Origin of the sequence: Streptomyces azureus (assembly GCF_001270025.1) — a bacterium.
Taxonomy (GTDB): Bacteria; Actinomycetota; Actinomycetes; order Streptomycetales; family Streptomycetaceae; genus Streptomyces; species Streptomyces azureus.
Genome location: NZ_DF968381.1, coordinates 1 through 19,174, shown reverse-complemented (window position 1 = coordinate 19,174; position 19,174 = coordinate 1). Strand labels below are relative to the sequence as shown.

Annotated in this window: 17 protein-coding genes; 11 read left to right on the top strand and 6 right to left on the bottom strand. The window is 71.9% G+C overall.

Features of this window, described 5'->3' with window-relative positions; all coding sequences use genetic code 11:
- Nucleotides 1-34 precede the first annotated feature (34 nt).
- On the bottom strand, nt 35-1,567 hold the full coding sequence (locus AOQ53_RS31355; RefSeq protein WP_059422404.1) for a DUF4331 domain-containing protein: 1,533 nt from the start codon (nt 1,565-1,567) through the stop codon (nt 35-37).
- Between the two features lie 227 nt (nt 1,568-1,794).
- On the opposite strand from AOQ53_RS31355, the gene AOQ53_RS31350 reads away from it, so the two are divergent.
- From AOQ53_RS31350 to AOQ53_RS31340, 3 genes are all read left to right on the top strand, one after another.
- Nucleotides 1,795-2,337 carry a sigma-70 family RNA polymerase sigma factor gene (locus AOQ53_RS31350; protein WP_059422396.1) on the top strand — a complete coding sequence of 181 codons (543 nt, stop codon included), beginning with the start codon at nt 1,795-1,797 and terminating at the stop codon, nt 2,335-2,337.
- Nucleotides 2,334-3,152, top strand: coding sequence for an anti-sigma factor (locus AOQ53_RS31345; protein ID WP_059422391.1), 819 nt, complete (start codon nt 2,334-2,336; stop codon nt 3,150-3,152). Before AOQ53_RS31350 ends, AOQ53_RS31345 begins: the two co-directional genes overlap by 4 nt.
- 126 nt (nt 3,153-3,278) lie before the next feature.
- Nucleotides 3,279-3,545, top strand: coding sequence for a hypothetical protein (locus AOQ53_RS31340; RefSeq protein ID WP_059422390.1), 267 nt, complete (start codon nt 3,279-3,281; stop codon nt 3,543-3,545).
- 182 nt (nt 3,546-3,727) lie between these two features.
- Here AOQ53_RS31340 and AOQ53_RS31335 read toward each other — a convergent pair whose 3' ends face one another.
- Both AOQ53_RS31335 and AOQ53_RS31330 read right to left on the bottom strand, forming a co-directional pair.
- The gene (locus AOQ53_RS31335) at nt 3,728-4,510 is read right to left on the bottom strand and encodes an ABC transporter permease (protein ID WP_059422388.1); all 783 of its coding nucleotides are present in this window, start codon (nt 4,508-4,510) and stop codon (nt 3,728-3,730) included.
- Nucleotides 4,507-5,475 (bottom strand): ATP-binding cassette domain-containing protein, encoded by a 969-nt coding sequence (locus AOQ53_RS31330; RefSeq protein WP_059422387.1) that lies wholly within the window; start codon nt 5,473-5,475, stop codon nt 4,507-4,509. The genes AOQ53_RS31335 and AOQ53_RS31330 overlap by 4 nt, the downstream gene beginning before the upstream one ends.
- Nucleotides 5,476-5,538: 63 nt before the next feature.
- Here AOQ53_RS31330 and AOQ53_RS31325 point away from each other — a divergent pair, with 63 nt between their 5' ends.
- Complete coding sequence (locus AOQ53_RS31325; RefSeq protein WP_059422386.1) at nt 5,539-6,255, top strand: TetR/AcrR family transcriptional regulator; 717 nt, start codon at nt 5,539-5,541, stop codon at nt 6,253-6,255.
- A 40-nt stretch (nt 6,256-6,295) separates the two neighbouring features.
- Here AOQ53_RS31325 and AOQ53_RS31320 read toward each other — a convergent pair whose 3' ends face one another.
- The 3 genes from AOQ53_RS31320 to hmgA are packed head-to-tail and all read right to left on the bottom strand — an operon-like array spanning nt 6,296 to nt 9,656.
- Nucleotides 6,296-7,477 (bottom strand): type ISP restriction/modification enzyme, encoded by a 1,182-nt coding sequence (locus AOQ53_RS31320; protein ID WP_059422384.1) that lies wholly within the window; start codon nt 7,475-7,477, stop codon nt 6,296-6,298.
- 26 nt (nt 7,478-7,503) lie between these two features.
- Entirely contained in the window at nt 7,504-8,253 is a 750-nt protein-coding gene (locus AOQ53_RS31315; protein WP_059422379.1) for a GntR family transcriptional regulator, read from the bottom strand.
- Between the two features lie 26 nt (nt 8,254-8,279).
- The gene (gene hmgA, locus AOQ53_RS31310) at nt 8,280-9,656 is read right to left on the bottom strand and encodes a homogentisate 1,2-dioxygenase (RefSeq protein ID WP_059422378.1); all 1,377 of its coding nucleotides are present in this window, start codon (nt 9,654-9,656) and stop codon (nt 8,280-8,282) included.
- A 769-nt stretch (nt 9,657-10,425) separates the two neighbouring features.
- Between hmgA and AOQ53_RS31305 the strand changes: the two genes are divergently transcribed.
- The 7 genes from AOQ53_RS31305 to AOQ53_RS31280 all read left to right on the top strand — a co-directional run.
- Nucleotides 10,426-11,043 carry a TetR/AcrR family transcriptional regulator gene (locus tag AOQ53_RS31305; protein ID WP_059422375.1) on the top strand — a complete coding sequence of 206 codons (618 nt, stop codon included), beginning with the start codon at nt 10,426-10,428 and terminating at the stop codon, nt 11,041-11,043.
- 92 nt (nt 11,044-11,135) lie between these two features.
- The gene (locus AOQ53_RS31300; RefSeq protein ID WP_059422373.1) at nt 11,136-13,403 is read left to right on the top strand and encodes a molybdopterin oxidoreductase family protein; all 2,268 of its coding nucleotides are present in this window, start codon (nt 11,136-11,138) and stop codon (nt 13,401-13,403) included.
- A 135-nt stretch (nt 13,404-13,538) separates the two neighbouring features.
- Nucleotides 13,539-14,957 (top strand): CitMHS family transporter, encoded by a 1,419-nt coding sequence (locus AOQ53_RS31295; protein WP_059422371.1) that lies wholly within the window; start codon nt 13,539-13,541, stop codon nt 14,955-14,957.
- 22 nt (nt 14,958-14,979) lie between these two features.
- A complete protein-coding gene (locus AOQ53_RS31290; RefSeq protein ID WP_059422414.1) occupies nt 14,980-16,251 on the top strand; it encodes an MFS transporter in 1,272 nt (423 codons plus the stop codon).
- Nucleotides 16,252-16,320: 69 nt separating this feature from the next.
- Nucleotides 16,321-16,731: a hypothetical protein gene (locus AOQ53_RS41875; protein ID WP_236711873.1), complete on the top strand. Its 411-nt coding sequence runs from the start codon at nt 16,321-16,323 to the stop codon at nt 16,729-16,731.
- Between the two features lie 521 nt (nt 16,732-17,252).
- On the top strand, nt 17,253-18,593 hold the full coding sequence (locus AOQ53_RS31285) for an ABC transporter ATP-binding protein (protein WP_059422369.1): 1,341 nt from the start codon (nt 17,253-17,255) through the stop codon (nt 18,591-18,593).
- Between the two features lie 137 nt (nt 18,594-18,730).
- Nucleotides 18,731-19,174, top strand: a 444-nt coding sequence (locus tag AOQ53_RS31280) for an aldehyde dehydrogenase family protein (RefSeq protein ID WP_148640399.1), incomplete at its 3' end; no start/stop codon positions are given.

Here is a 19,174-nt window from a genome sequence, read left to right as displayed (position 1 = left end):
AACGGGCCGCGCCGGTCGGTGGGAGCGGAGCGGGTCAGTACGCCCGGTTCCGCATGCGGCGCCACCACATGAGGGCCGCTCCGATCAGGACGATGCCGCCCGCCCCGGCCCCGGCGGACGCGGCGATCAGGCGCATGTCGTCCGAGCCCTGGGCGCCGGCCGGCTGGAGCGCGTCGCCGAGCTGGCTGCGGACGTCGTTGCCGCCGTCCACGCCCTTGGCGAGCGGGCCGCGCGAGCCCTCCGTCGGCAGCGCGACGTAGGGGAAGGCCTTCTCGAACTTCTTGTCGTTCTTGTCGACCGCGTCACCCAGGTCGTTCTTCGCGCCGAGCAGCTCGCCCTCGACGACCTGGAGCGAGGCGTCGATCACGTCGTCCGTCAGGCGCCGGCCGTTCGGGAAGCCCGCGTTGTCGCCGTCCAGGACACCCAGCCGCTTGGGCTCGGCGGCCGGCTTGATGGAGGTGTTGAGACGCAGCTGCTCCGACGGCGTCACGTGCGGCGGCTGGTTGAGGTCCTTGACGCCCTTGAGGAAGACGTCGACCAGGTCGTTGCGCGGCTCGGCGGGCGCCGGGATCTTGTAGATCGCCTCGATGAGCTTGGGCAGCTCCGGGTTGGTGACGTTCTTCAGGAACTGGGCGTCGTCCCGCGGCGCGGACGCGTTGAACTTGTCCTTGTCCTTCAGCGGGTTGACGACCTCGTTGACCAGCGGGTTGCCGAGGCGCGAGACCTGCGCGAAGTAGCCCTGGGCGTTCTTGCGCTGCGTCGTCGACCAGATGCCGACGACCGGCTGGTCGTGCGACTGGGTGATGAAGCTGTTGGGGACCTGGAGGGCGATCGTGTTGACGTTGTAGCCCTTGAGCGTGTCGTTGCCGACCTCGGAGAGGTTCCCGCCGTACAGCAGGTCGAAGACCCTGAGGTCCAGGAAGAACGGGTCGTCGGCCTGCCCGGCGAACGTCTGGGCACCCCCGGCGAGCTTGTGGATCGCCTGCTTGCGCAGGGTGTTGTAGTCCGGCATCGACGCCTTGCCGACGTTCGACGGCGCCACCGGCACGTCGTCGGCGACCTTGGTCTTCGACACCGCCTTCAGATCGCGCAGCTTGATCAGTTCGAGGTCGTACGTCTGCGTGATGTTGAGGTCGGGGTCGTCGAGGCTCTCGACCGGACCCGTGTTGTACAGGAACGTCTTGTCGTTCTTCGTGCGCGTCTTGAACGTGTACCGGAACAGCAGGTCTTCCTTCGCGTCACCGTTGCTGTCGATGCGCAGGTCGTACTGGGCGTCCTCGGCGAACGTGAAGAAGTTGGGCCCGCCGGCGGGTTCCTCGAAGGGGATCCAGTTCGCGACGATGGTCGTCGTGTCCGGCTTGTCCGGGCTGACGAACGCGTACACGTCGGTGTTGTCGTACTGCGGGGTCCCCGAAATCAGGGGGGCTTCGCGGTGACTGGAGGCGGAGGCCGCCTCAGGTTCCAGCGCGGTCACACCGGCGGCTGCGAGCCCGCCGGCGGCCAGCGCACCACAGATCGCGGTCGCGATGCTCCTGCGTCCCGCACCGGTCCTGGAGAAAGGTGTCATGCCGTCCGTCCTCAGTGCCAACTTGCCTGACACACGCCATTCGGAGCGGTCGGCGAAGCGGATTGGTCGAATCTCAAACGTTCTTACGGCGCGTGGGGAAAGTTGTCTCATCGCCGGGCGACCCGCGTTTTCGGCGCGCTGATCCGTAACCCCATCCGGAGGTGCGTGCGTTGCGAATGGCTCGTGTGAGGGGACAGGCCCGATGCGGCCTGGGAGAGGGGGACCGAGTGGAGGCGGACGAGCTGCTGCTGCTCGTGGCGCGTGGCGATCAGAAGGCCTTCGAGGACCTGTACGGGCTGGTGTCCGGCCCGGTGTTCGGGCTCGTACGGCGAGTGGTGCGCGACCCCGCCCAGTCGGAGGAGGTGGCTCAGGAGGTGCTGCTCGAACTGTGGCGCTCGGCAGCGAAGTTCGACCCGGGCCGGGGCAGCGCGATGTCGTGGATCCTCACCCTCGCCCACCGCCGTGCCGTCGACCGGGTGCGCAGCGCCCGCGCGGCCGGCGAGCGTGAGCAGCGGGAGGCCTGGCGGGCCCACCACCCGGCCTTCGACCAGGTCACCGAGGAGGTCGAGGCGGGACTCGAACGCGAGTGGGTACGGGTCTGCCTGGACCGCCTCACCGACCTCCAGCGCCAGTCAGTCACCCTCGCCTACTACGAGGGCTACACCTACCGTGAGGTGGCCGAGCGGCTGTCCCTGCCGCTGGGCACCGTCAAGACGCGGATGCGCGACGGGCTGACCCGGATGCGCGAGTGCCTGGGAGGCGTGGCATGAGTCTCTTCCGCCGCGAGGACCCGCACTCGCTCGCCGCGCCCTACGCGCTCGACGCCCTGGAACCCCCGGAGCGGGTCCGTTTCGAGAAGCACCTGAGGGACTGCGGCCGCTGCGCCGCCGAGGTGCGCGCCCTGTCCGAGGACGCCGTCCGGCTCGCCTGGTCCGCGGCCGCCCCGCCCCCCGCCGCCCTGCGCGACCGAGTCATGGCCGCCGTACGGACGACTCCGCAGGACCCGGCGCCGCAGAACACGGCACGCGAGCCGGCACGCGCGCGTGCGCCGCAGCTGCCGCCGCACGTGTGGGGGACCCAGCCGCCGCCGCGGCAGCGGGAGCGGCGCCGGATCCCGCTGTTCGTGCCCTTCGCCACGGCCACCGCCGCAGCGGCCCTCGTCGTCGCCTCGCTGTTCGCGGTGCAGGCGAACCGGACGCAGGACCAGCTGACCGCCGAGCGGGACCGGTCACGTGAGATCGCCCACGTTCTCGCGGCTCCGGACGCCCGTGCGAGCAGCGGCCGGGACGGGCGGGGCCGAACCATCGGAGTGATCGCTTCCGCCACGGAGGGGAGCGCGGTGGTCACCCTCGGCGGATACGGTGCCCCGCCGGGCGGCCGAGTGCACCAGTTGTGGCTCATGCGCCCGGGCGCGCAACCACGCTCCCTGGGCCTCTTCGAGGGCGACACGCCCCTGGTCGCGACGGGTCTCGGCGCCTCCGCGACGTCACTGGCCGTAACCGTCGAGCCCGACGGCGGATCGCCGCAGCCCACCAGCCAGCCGATCGTCCAACTCGCCCTGAAATCTGTCGGATTCGGAGAGTAATCGGAGATACATCGTCAACCCCCTTATGGGGAAGGTGAATCCTGTGACCGCGATACACGAGTGCCCGGACGGGGCGATAGGGTTAACCTGCCCGGGCCGGGTGGACTCGTACGGGTGGGGAGTGACATGGAACAGATAACAGTGCGCAGCAGGGCGAGGGTCCCTGCGATCACCTGCGGGAGCAGCGCGACCAGTTCGCGCCTCGACCGCCACCTCTCGGTGCTGGGCGGCCCTGCCGTCCCGCAGCGGGAGACGGTCGAGGCGACCTCGCTGATGCGTGAACTGACCGCGCGTCAACCGCAGGACCGCAGCGGCAGGGGAGCGCGCGTGCGCCGCGTCTCGCTCTTCGCACCGCTGCGCCGTCTGCGCCGCTCGCTGTTCGGCGGCAGGTAGGGGCCCGCGCTCGGGCGGTCACACCGCCCCTGGCGCAACGCTGCGCACTCGTCGTCCGTCATCCCCACGGCACGCAGCAGCGCCAGGTCTGTACCCGAGCGCGGCCCGCCCCCAGTCGGTGCCTCATCCCCGCCCGGCAGTGACCGGGGGCGTCGTCCGGCTTCGGTGTTCCGGCCGCGCCTTCACCGCTCCCCGTGCGCGTACTGACGCACGGCCAGCGGCACGAACACCCCGAGCAGCACGGCGCACCACACCAGCGACCCCGCGACGGGGTGGGCCACCGGCCAGGCCGACCCGTCGGGCACGGGCGCGTTGCCGAACAGGTCCCGCAGGGCCGTCGCCACCGCGCTGATCGGATTCCACTCGGCGACCGTCCGCAGCCACCCCGGCAGCCCGCTCGTCGGGATGTACGCGCTGGACAGCAGAGGCAGCAGGAACGTCGCCCCGCCCAGCTGACCGGCCGCCTCCTCGTTCCGGGTGAGCAGGCCGAGGTAGATCCCGGCCCAGGTGCAGGCGAAGCGGAACAGCATCAACAGCCCGACGGCCCCCGCCGCTTCGAGCGGACCGCCCTCGACCCGCCAGCCCACCGCGAGCCCCACCAGCAGGAACGGCACCGTCCCGACGGCCGTGGCCACCACGTCCGCGGCGGCCTGCCCCAGCGGTACGGCCGCCCGGCTCATCGGCAGCGTACGGAAGCGGTTCGTCACGCCCCGGTGTGTGTCCCCGGCCGCCTGGAACATGCCGGTCATGATCCCGCCCGCGGCGGTCGCCACCAGCAGGCCCGGCACGAGGAACGACCGGTACGCCTCGCCCGGCATCGCCAGGGCGCTGCCGAAGACGTAGCCGAAGAACAGCAGCATGCTGACCGGCATCGTCTGAGTGAGGATCAGCAGCCCCGGGTTGTTCCGCATCCGCAGCAGCTGGCGGCCCAGCATCGCGGCCCCGTCGTAGGCCAGCATGCTCATGCGGCACGCTCCTTCTCGTCAGTCGTGGTGGTGGTCGTGGTGTCCGTGAGGCGCAGGAAGACGTCGTCGAGGGTCGGTGGCCGCAGGCTCACGTCGAGCAGCGGCACGCCCGCCGAGTCCAGCGTGCGAACGAGCAGCGGGAGGGTGAGCGTCGGGTCCTTGGCGACCGCGCCGACGGCGTTCCGCTCGTGGTCGAACGACGGCTGCGCGCCGGTGAGCCGGTCGAGGACGGCCGCCGCCTTCGTGAGCGCGTCCGTATCCGGCACGACGACCTCGGCGTGCGCCCCGACGAGCGCCTTGAGCTGCGCCGGCGACCCGGTGTGCGCGACCCGGCCCCGGTCCACCAGGGCGATGTCGTCGGCAAGTTGGTCGGCCTCCTCCAGGTACTGGGTGGTGAGGAGCACGGTCGTGCCCTCGGCGGTCAGGTCGCGCACCGCGTCCCAGATGAGGTTGCGGCTGGACGGGTCGAGGCCGGTCGTCGGCTCGTCCAGGAAGAGCACCTCGGGGCGGCGGATCAGGCTCGCCGCCAGGTCCAGCCGGCGCCGCATGCCGCCGGAGTAGGTGGAGGCGGGCCGGTCGGCGGCCTCGGCCAGCCCGAAGCGGTCGAGGAGTTCGGTGGTCCGGCCGGCAGGACCGCGCACCCGGTGCAGCCGGCCGAACAGCAGCAGGTTCTGACGTCCGGTGAGGTCCCCGTCGATCGACGTGTCCTGCCCGGTGACACTGATCCGGCTCCGCACGGCGGCGGCCTCCCGGGCGAGGTCGTGCCCGGCGACCCGCGCGGAGCCCGCGTCCGGCCGCAGCAGCGTGGTCAGCAGCCGTATGGCCGTGGTCTTGCCCGCCCCGTTCGGCCCGAGGACCCCGCACACCGTCCCCTCGGCCACCGCGAGATCCAGCCCGCGCAGGGCGCGGACCTCCCCGAACCGCTTCTCCAGACCCTCACTAAGTACAGCGTACGTAGAAGTCATGGCATGACCATAGCGCACTACGTACGGTGTACGTAACTAGGATGGAGGCCGAGGTGATGACCGATGGCGGGCCGAGCGGCCGTACCCGAAGTGATCTGGGCGCGCCCCGAGCGCACCGGCCGTGGGCCGAAACCGGCGTTCACCCGCGCCGACATCGCGGCGGCGGCGGTGCGGATCGCCGACGCGGAGGGCCTGGATGCGGTGTCCATGCGGCATGTCGCGGCGGAGCTGGGCTGCGGCACGATGTCGCTGTACAACTACGTCCCGCGCAAGGAGGACCTGTACGAGCTGATGGTGGACGCCGTCGGCGCCGAGCACGAATTGTTCGAACCCACGGGCGACTGGCGTGCCGACATGCTCCGCAACGCGGAGGAGACGCGGGCCATCATGTACCGCCACACCTGGGTACCGCGCCTGATGTCGGGGATGTTCGGCTTCAGCCCCAACACCCTGCGCTACCTAGAGCACTGCTTGGCCTGCCTCGAACCGCTCGACGTCCCGGCCGGCACGAAGACGGAGCTGATCGCCCTGCTCAATGGTGTCGTGACGACATACGCCGCGAACGACATCGCCACCGTCGAACGCACCCGCTCCATGCCGTGGTCCGTGGAGGAGGAGAACGCGGTCCGGATGGCGTATCTGGGCAGCCAGGTGGCCACCGGCGCGTATCCGCGACTGGCCGCGGCCTTCATGGAGCAGAGCGGGCCGGTCGATCTGGAGGCGGTGTTCAGACGGGCCCTCGAACGCGTGCTGGACGCCTACGACCCCGACCTGCGCTAGAGCCGATCCCGGCCTGCCCTGGAGCCGATCCCGACCTGCGCTAGAGCAACGCGAGCTGCCCCTCCGGGCCCTCCTCGGGGCCGCCCAGCACCGAGGCCGGGCGGCGGGCCGGCGCCGGTACCGGGAGGACGCCGGCCTCGCGCAGCTCGGTCGTCGTGATCGGGTCGGGGATCGTCGGTTCGTCCAGCGGGCGGAGTTCGGACAGCAGGGCCAGGACCGTGATCAGTTCCAGCAGCTCCGACGTCCAGGTCTGGGGCCATGTGGCGGGGCGGATCGCGGCGAGTGTGCCCGGCTCCGCCTCGGTGACGCGTGCCGTGAACCACTGTTCCAGGACGCGCACCCCGCCCACCTCGAAGTCCCAGGCCTCCGGCGGCACCGGGGAGATGCGGCCCTCGTCCAGCAGGAGGGCCTCCTCGTCCCTGTCGTAGCGCAGGGTCAGGGGGCGGGAGGGCAGCGGGGCGCGGACGTAGGGGCGGCGGCCGCCGGGGAGCTTGGGGCGTTCGCCGTCGCGGCGCATCAGCCACAGCAGCCGGTGGCCCAGCTCCAGGCCTCGCGCCCAGGCGTCGGCGTCCCCGGTGAGGGGGACGGACAGGCCCGGGCGGGCCGTCGCCGTGATCCAGGCCAGTACGTCCAGCGGTGTGGGGGAGCTGCCCAGGCGAGTGGCCAGGTGAGCGAGCAGGCCGGGGGCCAGGTTCGGCTCCTGCCCGTCCGGCCGCCGGAACAGCGGGCGGATCCGGCCGGAGCGGAGCAGCGGGAGCAGTGAGGTGACGAGCAGGCGTGGGGCAGGCGGGACTTCGCGGACACCTCCTGGGGCCTCGGGCGCCTCCAGTACGAAGACCTGCCGTTCGTCCGCCACCCGCCACAGCTCCGGGCGGGCCGCGTCGATCAGCCGCTGGTCGGGGATCAGCCACTGCTCGTCGAAGGGGGCGTACAGCACGCGCACCGGCTCCGGGCACGGCCCCGAGGCGCGCGCCAGCTTCTGAGTGCCGCTGCCGGCCTGGCCGGGCAACTGGCCGACCGCCGTGTGCGGCGTGCGGGAGCGGGTCGGCTCGAACAGGGTCTCGCGGTCGGGTCCCTCGGCCTTCATCAGGGCGTCCCAGCGGGCCTTCAGGGACGCCGCGTCGGGGCCCGCCGGCCACCCCCGGCCTAGCCGCGGCGGTGCGACGGACCACGGCATGAGGTCCGCCAGCAGCGGAGCGTCGTCGTGCGTCACGCAGGGCATCGTACGGTGTGGCTCCGACACCCGGGTCAGGTCGCGTCCAGGGTCACCGTGAAGGAGAAGCGGTCTCCCCGGTACTGGATGACGGCCACGTCCAAGGGCCGCCCGCCGGCGTCGTACGTGATGCCCGTGTAGTGCAGGATCGGGCTGAGCAGCGGTACTTGGAGCAGTTTCGCGGTCTCCGGGTCGGCCAGGCGGGCCTCCACCGTGTCCGTGATGCGGCTGATGTCCGCCCCGGCGACGTCCCGCAGCACCTTGGTCATGGGCCACCGGACCAGGTCGTCCAGGTCCATGCGCGCGGCCAGTTCGGGACGCACGTAGTTGCGGGCGTGGTTGGTCGGCTCACCGGTCTTCTCGTCGCTGCGCAGCCGGTGGTACGTCGCCACCTCGGGCAGATCCGGGAAGAACTCGGCGAGTTCGGCCGGCACCGGGGCGGTGCCGTGGTCCAGCAGCGCGGTCGTCATGCCGGACTGCTGGGCCACGATCGCGTCCACCGAGCCGAGCAGGCGGACCGGGGAGCCCCGGCGCGCGTGCGGCTCGATGAACGTACCGCGTCGGCGGTGGCGCGAGATGAGCCCCTCGTCCTCCAGCTCCTTCAGCGCCTGCCGCATGGTCAGCACGCTCACGCCGTAGTGCCCGGCCAGCTGCTCCTCGGTGGGCAGGCGCAGCGGGTCCTGGGGCGAGCGGCCGAGGATCGAGGCGCGCAGTGACTGCGACACCTGGTACCAGAGCGGCAGCTTGCGGTTCAGGACGATCGAGTCCGGAGCGAAGGAGGTCACGGGCCATCCGTACCGGTCGGGGCTGTTCAGTGCAAGGGACGGAAGTGCCGCTCCAGGCCCTGCCAGACGTCGTCGTAGCGCTGCTGGAGGTGTTCGGCGCGGGCCGCCTGCGGGGTGAGGGTGATCGGCCAGCGCGTCTCGAACATGAACGCCAGGCCGTCGTCGATCTTCTGCGGCTTCAGCTCGGCGGCGCTCGCCCGGTCGAAGGTCTCCCGGTCCGGGCCGTGCGCCGACATCATGTTGTGCAGCGAGCCGCCGCCCGGCACGAACCCTTCAGCCTTCGCGTCGTACGCGCCTTCGATGAGTCCCATGTACTCGGTCATCACGTTCCGGTGGAAGTACGGCGGCCGGAACGTGTCCTCGCCCACCAGCCAGCGCGGGGCGAACACCACGAAGTCGGCCCCGGCCAGCCCCGGGGTGTCCGACGGGGACGTCAGCACCGTGAAGATCGACGGGTCCGGGTGGTCGTACGTGATGGTGCCGAGCACATTGAAACGGCGAAGGTCGTAGACGTAGGGCACATGGTTGCCGTGCCAGGCGATGACATCGAGCGGGGAGTGGTCGTAGGTGGTCGTCCACAGGTTGCCGCAGAACTTGTTCACCACCTCCACCGGTCCCTCGACGTCCTCGTACGCGGCGACCGGGGCGCGGAAGTCCCGCGGGTTGGCGAGGCCGTTCGCGCCGATCGGGCCCAGGTCGGGGAGGCGGAAGGGCGCGCCGTAGTTCTCGCACACATAGCCGCGGGCGGTCGGGCTCTGCCCGCCGTCGGGCGCGGTGTCCAGCAACTCCACACGGAAGCGGACCCCACGCGGGACGAGCGCCACATGGCCCGGCTCCACATGGAGCAGACCGAACTCCGTGCGCAGCAGCAGCCCGCCGCGCTCCGGGACGATCAGCAGCTCGCCGTCGGCGTCGCTGAACACCCGGTCCATCGAGGCGTTGGCGGCGTAGAGGTGGACGGCGATGCCGGTGCGCTGGGTGACGTCGCCGTTGCCGCCCAGGGTCCACAGACCGGCCAGGAAGTCGGTCTCCGGCGCCGGGTCGGGGAGCGGGTTCCAGCGCAGGCGGTTGGGGTCGGGCGCGGTCTGGGTGAAGGGGGCGGTGCGGATCGAGCCGTTGTGCGTACGGGTGAACGCCGGGTGCGCGGCCGACGGGCGGATCCGGTACAGCCACGAACGGCGGTTGTGGGCCCGGGGCTCGGTGAAGGCCGTACCGCTCAACTGTTCCGCGTACAGCCCGAGCGGGGCCCGCTGGGGCGAGTTGCGGCCCTCCGGCAGTGCGCCCGGGACGGCCTCGGAGCTGTGCTCGTTGCCGAAGCCGGAGAGATAGGTCAGCCCTTCGGCGGTCTTCCGCGCTCCCCCACGCTCGAACCCGCTCGCGCGGGAGGTACCCCCATCGCCCATGATCGCTGCTCCCTTGCATCCGATTCCTATGGAGCACCGTAGGATTGCGTTTTCCCCGACGCAAGGGGGACACGTGCCCCACACGCCCTCCTTTCGGCGGATGACCGGAACCCGACTCCAGGACGATCCGCGGTACCGGACGCGTGTTCTACGCTCCCCGGCATGTCGTGTACACGGGGACCTCTGGCCGTGCTCGCGGTCTGCGTCCTCCTCGTGGCCGGATCCGCGGGCTGCGGCTCCAGTGTCGAGCGGGAGCGGGGCGGCGGGGCGTCGCCCGCGCCGGTGGGCAGGCTGCTGGAGGACCGGGACGACGAGGGGCGGCCCTACCGGGAGGTGGGGCAGGAGGGCTCCCCCCGCGTCGGCATCGAGGTGCAGCCCGGTGCGGCCGACGGCTGGGACGTACGCCTGACCTTGCGGAACTTCCGTTTCTCGCCGGCCGGTGCGGCCGGGGTGGTGGCCGGACGCGGCCTCGCGCACCTCTACGTGGACGGCCGCCTCGTCGCCCGGCTCCGCGCCCCCGGGTACCGCCTCGCCGATCGGCTCGTACCGCGCGGCACGCACCAGGTGACGGCCCGCCTCTACGCCGACGACGGCACCGTATGGGTGGTGGACGGCGAACCCGTGGAGAGCACGGCCGACATCACCGCGTCGGAGCCGGGCCCTGGCACGACGCCGAGCGCGAACGCCCGGCGGAAGGCGCGGGCCCGTGCAACGACCCGGTCGCCTACCGGGGGGGGCGAGGTTCACCGGCCCGCGCCGGAAAGGCATCATGAAGCCCGTGCCCCACGCGACATCGCTCCGCCGTGCGCCCGTGCAGCGGCGCAGCGCCGAACGCCTGACCAGGATCCTCGACGCCTGCGCCGACCTCCTCGACGAGGTCGGCTACGACGCCCTGAGCACCCGTGCCGTCGCCCAGCGGGCGGGGGTCCCCATCGGCTCGGTCTACCGCTTCTTCGGCAACAAACGCCAGATGGTCGACGCGCTGGCCCAGCGCAACCTCGAGCACTACTCGGAGCGGGTCACCGAGCGCCTGCGGGAGGCGGGTGACGGGGGCTGGCGCGAGGCCATGGACGCCGTGCTCGACGAGTACCTGGAGATGAAGCGCACCGCGCCCGGCTTCTCCCTCGTCGACTTCGGCAATCAGATCCCGGTCGGCGCCCGCCAGGCCGAACCCAACCACCGCGTCGCCGACCGCCTCACCGAGCTCCTCTCCGGCTATCTCGAGCGTGAGCCCGACGAGGAGCTGCGCCGGGTCTTCCTCATCGCCGTGGAGACCGCCGACACCCTCGTGCACCTGGCGTTCCGGGTCGCGCCGGAAGGGGACCAGAAGATCATCGAGGAGATGCGGGAGATGCTGCGGGCGTATCTGGCCCGGGTGCTCGACTGACCTCACGCCGGTCAGGGTCTCCCCGCCGTGCATACCGGTCGGTATGCTCGGGCCGTTCGTGCGTCACCGTAGCCGCCGCCCCTGGAGGACCCGTGTCCCGCACCGCCCTGCGTATCTGTCCCCTGTGCGAGGCCACCTGCGGCCTGACCCTCACCATCGAGGGGGCGCGCGTCACCCACGCCCGAGGTGACCGTGACGACGTCTTCAGCAAGGGGTTCGTCTGCCCCAAGGGCGCCTCCTTCGGGGCCGTCGACGCCGACCCCGACCGGCTGCGCACCCCGCTCGTGCGCAGGGACGGAGAGCTGCGCGAGGCCACCTGGGAGGAGGCCTTCGACGCGGTCGCCGCCGGCATCCGGCCCGTCGTGGAGAGGTACGGCCCGAACTCCGTCGGCGTCGTCCTCGGCAACCCCAACGTGCACACCATGGCCGGCGCCCTCTACCCGGCGATGCTGCTCGCCGGGCTCGGCACGCGCAGCGTCTTCACCGCCTCCACGGTCGACCAGATGCCCAAGCACGTCTCCAGCGGACTGCTCTACGGCGACGCGAACGCCATCCCCGTGCCCGACCTGGACCACACCGACCATCTGCTCCTGATCGGCGCCAACCCGCTGGAGTCCAACGGCAGTCTGTGCACGGCCCCCGACTTCCCCGGCAAACTCAAGGCGCTCAAGGCCCGCGGCGGCACGCTCGTCGTGATCGATCCGCGGCGCACCCGCACCGCGAAGCTCGCCGACCGGCACATCGCCGTGCGGCCCGGCACCGACGCGCTGCTGCTGGCGGCGATGGCACAGGTGCTCTTCGACGAGGGCCTGACCGAACCGACCCCGCATGTGCAGGGCGTCGAGGAAGTGGCCGACGCCCTGCGGGAGTTCACCCCCGAAGCCGTCGCCGCCGCCTGCGATGTCGAGGCCGACGTCACACGCACCCTCGCCCGCGAGCTCGCCGCCGCCCCCACCGCCGCCGTCTACGGCCGCATCGGCAGCTGCACCGTCCCGCACGGCACCCTGGCCAGCTGGCTCGTCGACGTCCTGAACATCCTCACCGGTAACCTCGACCGGCCCGGCGGGGCGCTCTTCCCGCAGGCCGCCACCGACAAGACCCCGCGCCCCGCCGGACCCGGCCGCGGCTTCGCCCTCGGGCGCTGGCACTCCCGCGTGAGCCGGCACCCGGAGGCCAAGGGCGAACTGCCCCTCTCCGCCCTCGCGGAGGAGATCGACACCGCCACCGAGGAGGGCGAGCCGGTGCGCGCGCTCCTGGCCGTCGCCGCCAACCCCGTGCTCTCCGCGCCCGACGGCGACCGGCTCGACCAGGCACTCGAATCGCTCGACTTCATGGTCAGCGTCGACCCGTACCTCAACGAGACCGCACGCCACGCCGACGTCGTCCTGCCCCCGCCCCCGCCCTCCCAGAGCCCGCACCACGACTTCGCCTTCAACACCCTCGCCGTCCGCAACCAGGTCCGCTACACCCGTCCCGCGATCCCGCTGGAGCCGGGCCGGATGGCCGAGACGGAGATCCTGGCCCGGCTGATCCTCGCCGTGACGGGCATGCACGGGGCCGATCCCGCAGCCGTCGACCAGATGGTCATCGACCAGACCCTCGGCAAGGCGGTCGAGGAACCGCACTCGCCCGTGCACGGCCGTGACCCCCGCGAGCTGGCCGCCCAACTCACCGGTGACACCGGGCCCGAGCGACGGCTGGACATGATGCTGCGCCTCGGCCCCTACGGCGACGGCTTCGGCGTACGACCGGACGGACTGACCCTGGAGAAGCTGCTCGCGCACCCGCACGGCATCGACCTCGGTCCGCTGCGGCCCCGGCTCCCGCAGCCGCTGAAGACCAGGAGCGGCAAGGTGGAGCTGCTGCCGCAGCCGATCGCGGACGACCTGCCCCGCCTGAAGCGCGCGCTGGAGGAGCGCCCCGACGGGCTCGTCCTGGTCGGCCGCCGTCACCTCCGCTCGAACAACAGCTGGATGCACAACGTGCCGGCCCTCACCGGCGGCTCCAACCGCTGCACCCTGCACATCCACCCCGAGGACGCCGAACGGCTGGGCGTGCGCGACGGGGCGCCGGTGCGCGTGACGGGCGCCGGTGGAGAGGTGACCGCACCGGCCGAGGTCACGGACGAGGTGCGCCGGGGTGTGGTGAGCCTGCCGCACGGCTGGGGCCACGACCGCCCCGGAACCCGTCTCAGTCACGCCGTGACCGACCCCGGCGTCAACGTCAACCAGCTCCTCGACGGCCGCCTGCTCGACCCGCTGTCGGGCAACGCGGTCCTCAACGCGGTGCCCGTCGAGGTCGCCCCCGAGACGGCCCCCGGATGCGCATCCGTGACCGAAAAGCTCACCGCTCTGACCTGAGCAAAGCTGTGACCAGCAGTTTTGCGCTTATTGCTCGCACGTCAACGTCTTGTTAACGCTGCTTGAACGCACCTAACGTCTCGGACACCGCCGGCCCTGGTGGGATGTTCAAGGGCGAACGTTAGGTATCCACTCATGCTGACCATCCTCGGCTTCGCCATGATCGCGACCTTCCTGGTCCTGATCATGATGAAGAAGATGTCGCCGATCGCGGCGCTCGTGCTGATTCCCGCGCTGTTCTGCGTGTTCGTCGGCAAGGGCGCCAAGCTCGGCGACTACGTCCTCGACGGCGTGACCGACCTCGCCCCCACTGCGGCGATGCTCATGTTCGCGATCGTCTACTTCGGTGTGATGATCGATGTCGGCCTCTTCGACCCGATCGTCCGCGGCATCCTCAAATTCTGCAAAGCCGACCCGATGCGGATCGTCGTCGGCACCGCCGTGCTCGCGGCGATCGTGTCGCTGGACGGCGACGGCTCCACCACCTTCATGATCACCGTCTCGGCGATGTACCCGCTGTACAAGCGCCTGAAGATGAGCCTGGTCGTGATGACCGGTGTCGCCGCCATGGCCAACGGCGTGATGAACACCCTTCCCTGGGGCGGCCCGACCGCCCGCGCCGCGACCGCGCTCAAGCTCGACGCCAGCGACATCTTCGTCCCGATGATCCCGGCACTCCTGGTGGGCCTGCTCTTCGTCTTCATCCTGTCGTACGTCCTCGGTGTGCGTGAGCGCAGGCGGCTGGGCGTGCTGACGCTGGACGAGGTGCTGGTGGAGGAGAAGGTCGAGGAGAAGGAGCCCGAGACGGTCCTCGTGGGCGCCGGCGGCTCCGGCGACGGCAAGGTCTCCATGCGCAAGGGCGTCGCGGGCGGCGCGGGTTCCGGCACGGACGCCGACGAGCGGGACGACGACTTCCAGGGCCTCGACCCCCACCGCGCCACGCTGCGCCCCAAGCTGTACTGGTTCAACGCGCTGCTCACGGTCGGCCTGCTCACCGCCATGATCATGGAGGTGCTGCCGATCCCGGTGCTGTTCCTGCTCGGCGCCGCACTCGTGCTCACCGTCAACTTCCCGCACATCCCGGACCAGAAGGCCCGCATCGCCGCGCACGCCGAGAACGTCCTGAACGTCTCCGGCATGGTCTTCGCCGCCGCCGTCTTCACCGGCGTCCTCCAGGGCACCGGCATGGTCGACCACATGGCCAAGTGGATGGTGGACGTCATCCCCGGCAGCATGGGCCCGCACATGGCCCTGGTCACCGGCATCCTCAGCCTTCCGCTGACGTACTTCATGTCGAACGACGGCTTCTACTTCGGTGTCCTGCCCGTCCTCGCCGAGGCGGGCGCCGCGCACGGCGTCTCCCCGCTGGAGATGGCCCGCGCCTCCCTCGTCGGCCAGCCGCTGCACATGTCGAGCCCGCTGGTCCCGGCCGTGTACGTCCTGGTCGGTATGGCCAAGGTGGAGTTCGGCGACCACACGAAGTTCGTCGTGAAGTGGGCCGCCCTCACCTGCCTGGTCATCCTCGGGGCGGGCATGCTCTTCGGAATCATCTGACCACCGCATGGAGGACGTCATCGTGAGGCCCAGTGGGAACCGCGGCTGGCTGCTCCGCCTCGTCATCGCCTTCAGCTTCGCGCAGGCGGCGGTGTCGATGGCCCGGCCGGCCGTCTCCTACCGGGCCCTCGCGCTGGGCGCCGACGAGCGCGCGGTCGGTGTGATCGCCGGTGTGTACGCGCTGCTGCCGCTGTTCGCCGCCGTGCCCCTGGGCCGCCGGACCGACCACGGCCGCTGTGCGCCCCTGCTGCCCTTCGGCGTGGTCCTCATATCCGGCGGCTGCGCGCTCAGCGGCGTCGCGAACTCCCTGTGGGCGATGGCCCTGTGGAGCGGCGTGATGGGCCTCGGCCACCTCTGCTTCGTCATCGGCTCCCAGTCCCTCGTCGCCCGCCAGTCCGCGCCGCACGAACAGGACCGCAACTTCGGCCACTTCACCATCGGTGCCGCGCTCGGCCAGCTGGTCGGCCCCGTCGCCGCGGGCGCGGTGATCAGCGGTGACGACATGACGGGCACCAGCGCGCTCGCCCTGATCGCGGCGGGTGCGATCGGCGCGGTCGCGTTCACCTCGCTGTGGCGCATCGAGCACCGCCGCACGGCGGCCACGTCCCGTGCGGAGACGGGAGACCGTGTCCCGGTCGGGCGCATCCTGCGCACCCGGGGCGTACCGGCCGGCATCCTCATCAGCCTCGCCGTGCTGTCCGCGACCGACATCCTCACCGCCTACCTTCCGGTGGTCGGGGAGCACCGGGGCATCGCGCCGTCGGTGATCGGCGTCCTGCTCAGCCTGCGCGCGGCGGCCACCATCGCCTGCCGTCTGGTGCTGACGCCCCTGCTGCGGCTGCTCGGCCGCGCCCTGCTGCTCACGGTGACCTGTCTGCTGGCGGCCCTGCTGTGCGCGGGCATCGCCCTGCCGATGCCGGTGTGGGCGCTCGGCCTGCTGCTGGTGCTGCTCGGCTTCTGCCTCGGTGTGGGGCAGCCGCTGTCCATGACGACGGTCGTCCAGGCGGCGCCCGACGAGGCCCGTTCCACGGCCCTGGCGCTGCGCCTGACCGGCAACCGGCTCGGCCAGGTGGCCGCGCCCGCCGCGGCCGGGCTGATCGCCGGGGTCGCGGGAGTGGCGGCGCCGTTCGTGATGCTCGGGGTGCTGTTGCTGCTGTCCTCGGGGGTTGCCGTGCGGTCGCGGGGGGAGCCGGGTGCGGCGGGGGAGGCAGAGGGGGAGTCGGGCAAGGCAGGGGACGGGTCGGGTGAGGCCCGCCGGTCGAGGGTGCGGCTGCGCCGCAAGAGCGATATCTGACATGTCGTAGGGCGCGGTTCATGTGACAGAGAGTCAGGTGACGCGGTGCTTGCATGGAAATCACCTGACTTGGAGGCATGCTCAGGCCCGTCGTACCCCCGCGCGGCGTGCAGGCCCGCGCCCGCCGTCCTCGCCGCCCTCACCCTCGCAGGGGCCACCCTGAGCGGTGTGCCCGCCGTCGCCGCTCCCGTCCCGGGGGACAACGGAGACGTCGAGATCCACGCCAACGCGGCGGCCGCGGACAACAGCGCGATGACCCTTCACCGACCAGGTCCACGGCCCCGGCAAGTTCAAGGTCCTCAAGGTCGCCTGCGCGACCTCCAAGCCGACGACGCCGGTCGGCGGCCCGCCGACGGGGGTGGCGGCATCGCCCGCGGCGAGGCCCTCACACCGGTCGCCGGCGCCGCGGCCGTCGGGCCGGCCGCCGTCGCCGGGACGGTCGGGTTCCCGCTCCGCCGCCGCCCCGATGGCACGTCGTAGGACGGCTTCCGTGTACCGCGCCGCTCTGCTGGGGCGGTCCGGGGCCGGGCCGGGCCGGGCGTCGGTGCGGGTTCTGTTCCCCTGGTGAGGGGCGGGGTGGTTCTGCCGCCGCGCCGGGGGCGGCGTGGCGGTGGGCCGGGGCTGCGGCGGGTGAGGTGGGAGGGCGTGAGGCTGGATCGGGGGGCGGCTGTCGATCGGGGGCTTCGGCGTTGGGGGGGGGGCCGCCCCGAGCTGCGCCTGATCACCTGCGGCGGCAGCTACGACCGAAGGAAGGGCCGCTCCGGGAACGTCGTGGCCTTCGCCCACCTCACCGGCATCCGCTGCCCCCGGGCGGCTCCCGGCCGTGGCCGAATCAGACCGTCCGCCTTCTCACCAGCTGGACCACAACCCCGGATCGCGCCCCGTGTCTTCCCCAGGCCGCACACATTCCGTTAACTTCCGTGACCCACAGCCCCGTACGACCCGCACGGGGCTTCCGACCGCGGAGCACCAGCGCCCTGATGACCCCTCGGGGGCACCCCATGACACGCGCCATCTCCCTGCACGACGTGAGCAAGGCCTACACGCGAGGCGCCCGCGTGGTGGACCGGCTGTCGCTGGACATCACGCCGGGCGAGTTCCTCGTGCTGCTCGGCCCGTCCGGCTGCGGCAAGTCGACCGTGCTCCGGATGATCGCCGGCCTGGAGGAGATCGACGAGGGCGAGCTGCTGCTCGACGGCGAGTACGCCAACGACCTGCCGCCGTCCGGGCGGGACATGGCGATGGTTTTCCAGAACTTCGCCCTCTACCCGAACATGACCAGCCGCGCCAACATCGGTTTCCCGCTGCGTATCGAGGCCCCGGGCACGGACCCCGGGCCGCGCGTGGACGCCACCGCCCGGGTGCTGGGCATCGAGGACCTCCTCGACCGCCTGCCCGCCCAGCTCTCCGGCGGTGAACGCCAGCGGGTCGCCATGGGCCGGGCCATCGCCCGCCACCCCTCGGCCTTCCTGATGGACGAGCCGCTGTCCAACCTCGACGCCAAGCTCCGCACCCACCTGCGGGCCGAGATCTCCCAGCTCACCCGCGAGCTGGGCGTCACCACCGTCTACGTCACCCACGACCAGTCCGAGGCCATGTCGCTCGGCGACCGCGTCGCCGTACTGCGCGGCGGCGTGCTCCAGCAGGTCGGCAGCCCGCGCGTCGTCTACGCGCTGCCCAGCAACGTCTTCGTCGCCGCCTTCATCGGTACCCCGCGCATCAACCTCCTGTGCGGCCTGGTGCGCGCCCCGCTGGACGGGGCGATGACCATCAGCCTGGGCAAGCAGTTCCTGCGCCTGCCCGAGCCGCTCTCCCTGGACCACCAGTTGCTCCGCGTCCAGCAGGGCCGCGAGGTCATCGTGGGCCTGCGCTCGGAAGCCGTCCGGATCGCCAAACACTCCTCGGCCCGCCCCGGCGAGGTGCCGATCACCGGCCTGGTCGAGCACGTGGAGTTCCAGGGCCACGAGATCCTCGTCCACTTCAACACCGGCTCCAGGCCCGCCATCGTCCCCGAACTGGAGGCCCCGCACCCCCGCCCCGGCCGCCCCGTCAGGCGGCGCCGCCGCGAGGGCTCGGTCCTCACGCGGCTGCGGGAGCGGACCGGAGCCGGCCGGGCGGGAGCTGTCGTGGCCCTGGGCCACCCAGGGGACGCCGATCCCCGCCCCGGGGCGGCAGAACCCCGCCTGCCCGGCGACCTCATCGTGCGCGCCACCCCGGACCTGGCCCTCCGCCACGGTATGCAGGTGCCGCTCCTCGTCGACCTCGCCCACCTCTTCGTCTTCGACCAGCACGGCGACCGCATCTGCCCGAACCCGGCGCGCCTGCCCGACCTGGAGGAGTGAGGAGCCGCACACCCGGGCGGGGCCCGCTCCGTGCTGTGATGACCGGGATCACGGGATCACCGGGACGTCTGGCGCCGGAAAACTATCGTCGCTAGTTTATGTGCCGGACGACGACGCCCCGCCCCGGAGGAAGCGCGATGAAGGCATACGACGGCATGTACATCGGGGGCGCCTGGCGCCCCGCCGCCGGCCAGGACGTGATCGAGGTCGTGAACCCGGTCGACGAGCAGGTCATCGGCACGGTCCCGGCCGGCACCGCGGAGGACGTCGACACCGCCGTACGGGCCTCGCGCGCCGCCCTGCCGGAGTGGGCCGCGACCCCGCCCGCCGAGCGCGCGGCGCGCCTGGCCGCCCTGCGGGACGTGCTCGTGGCCCGCGCGGACGAGATCGCCGAGACCGTGACGGCCGAACTCGGCTCGCCCCTGAAGTTCTCGCAGGCCGTCCACGCGGCCGTGCCGATCGCCGTCGCGGGCTCCTACGCCGAGCTGGCGGCCACGTACGCCTTCGAGGAGAAGACCGGCAACTCGGTCGTGCACCACGAGCCGGTCGGCGTGGTGGCCGCGATCACCCCCTGGAACTAC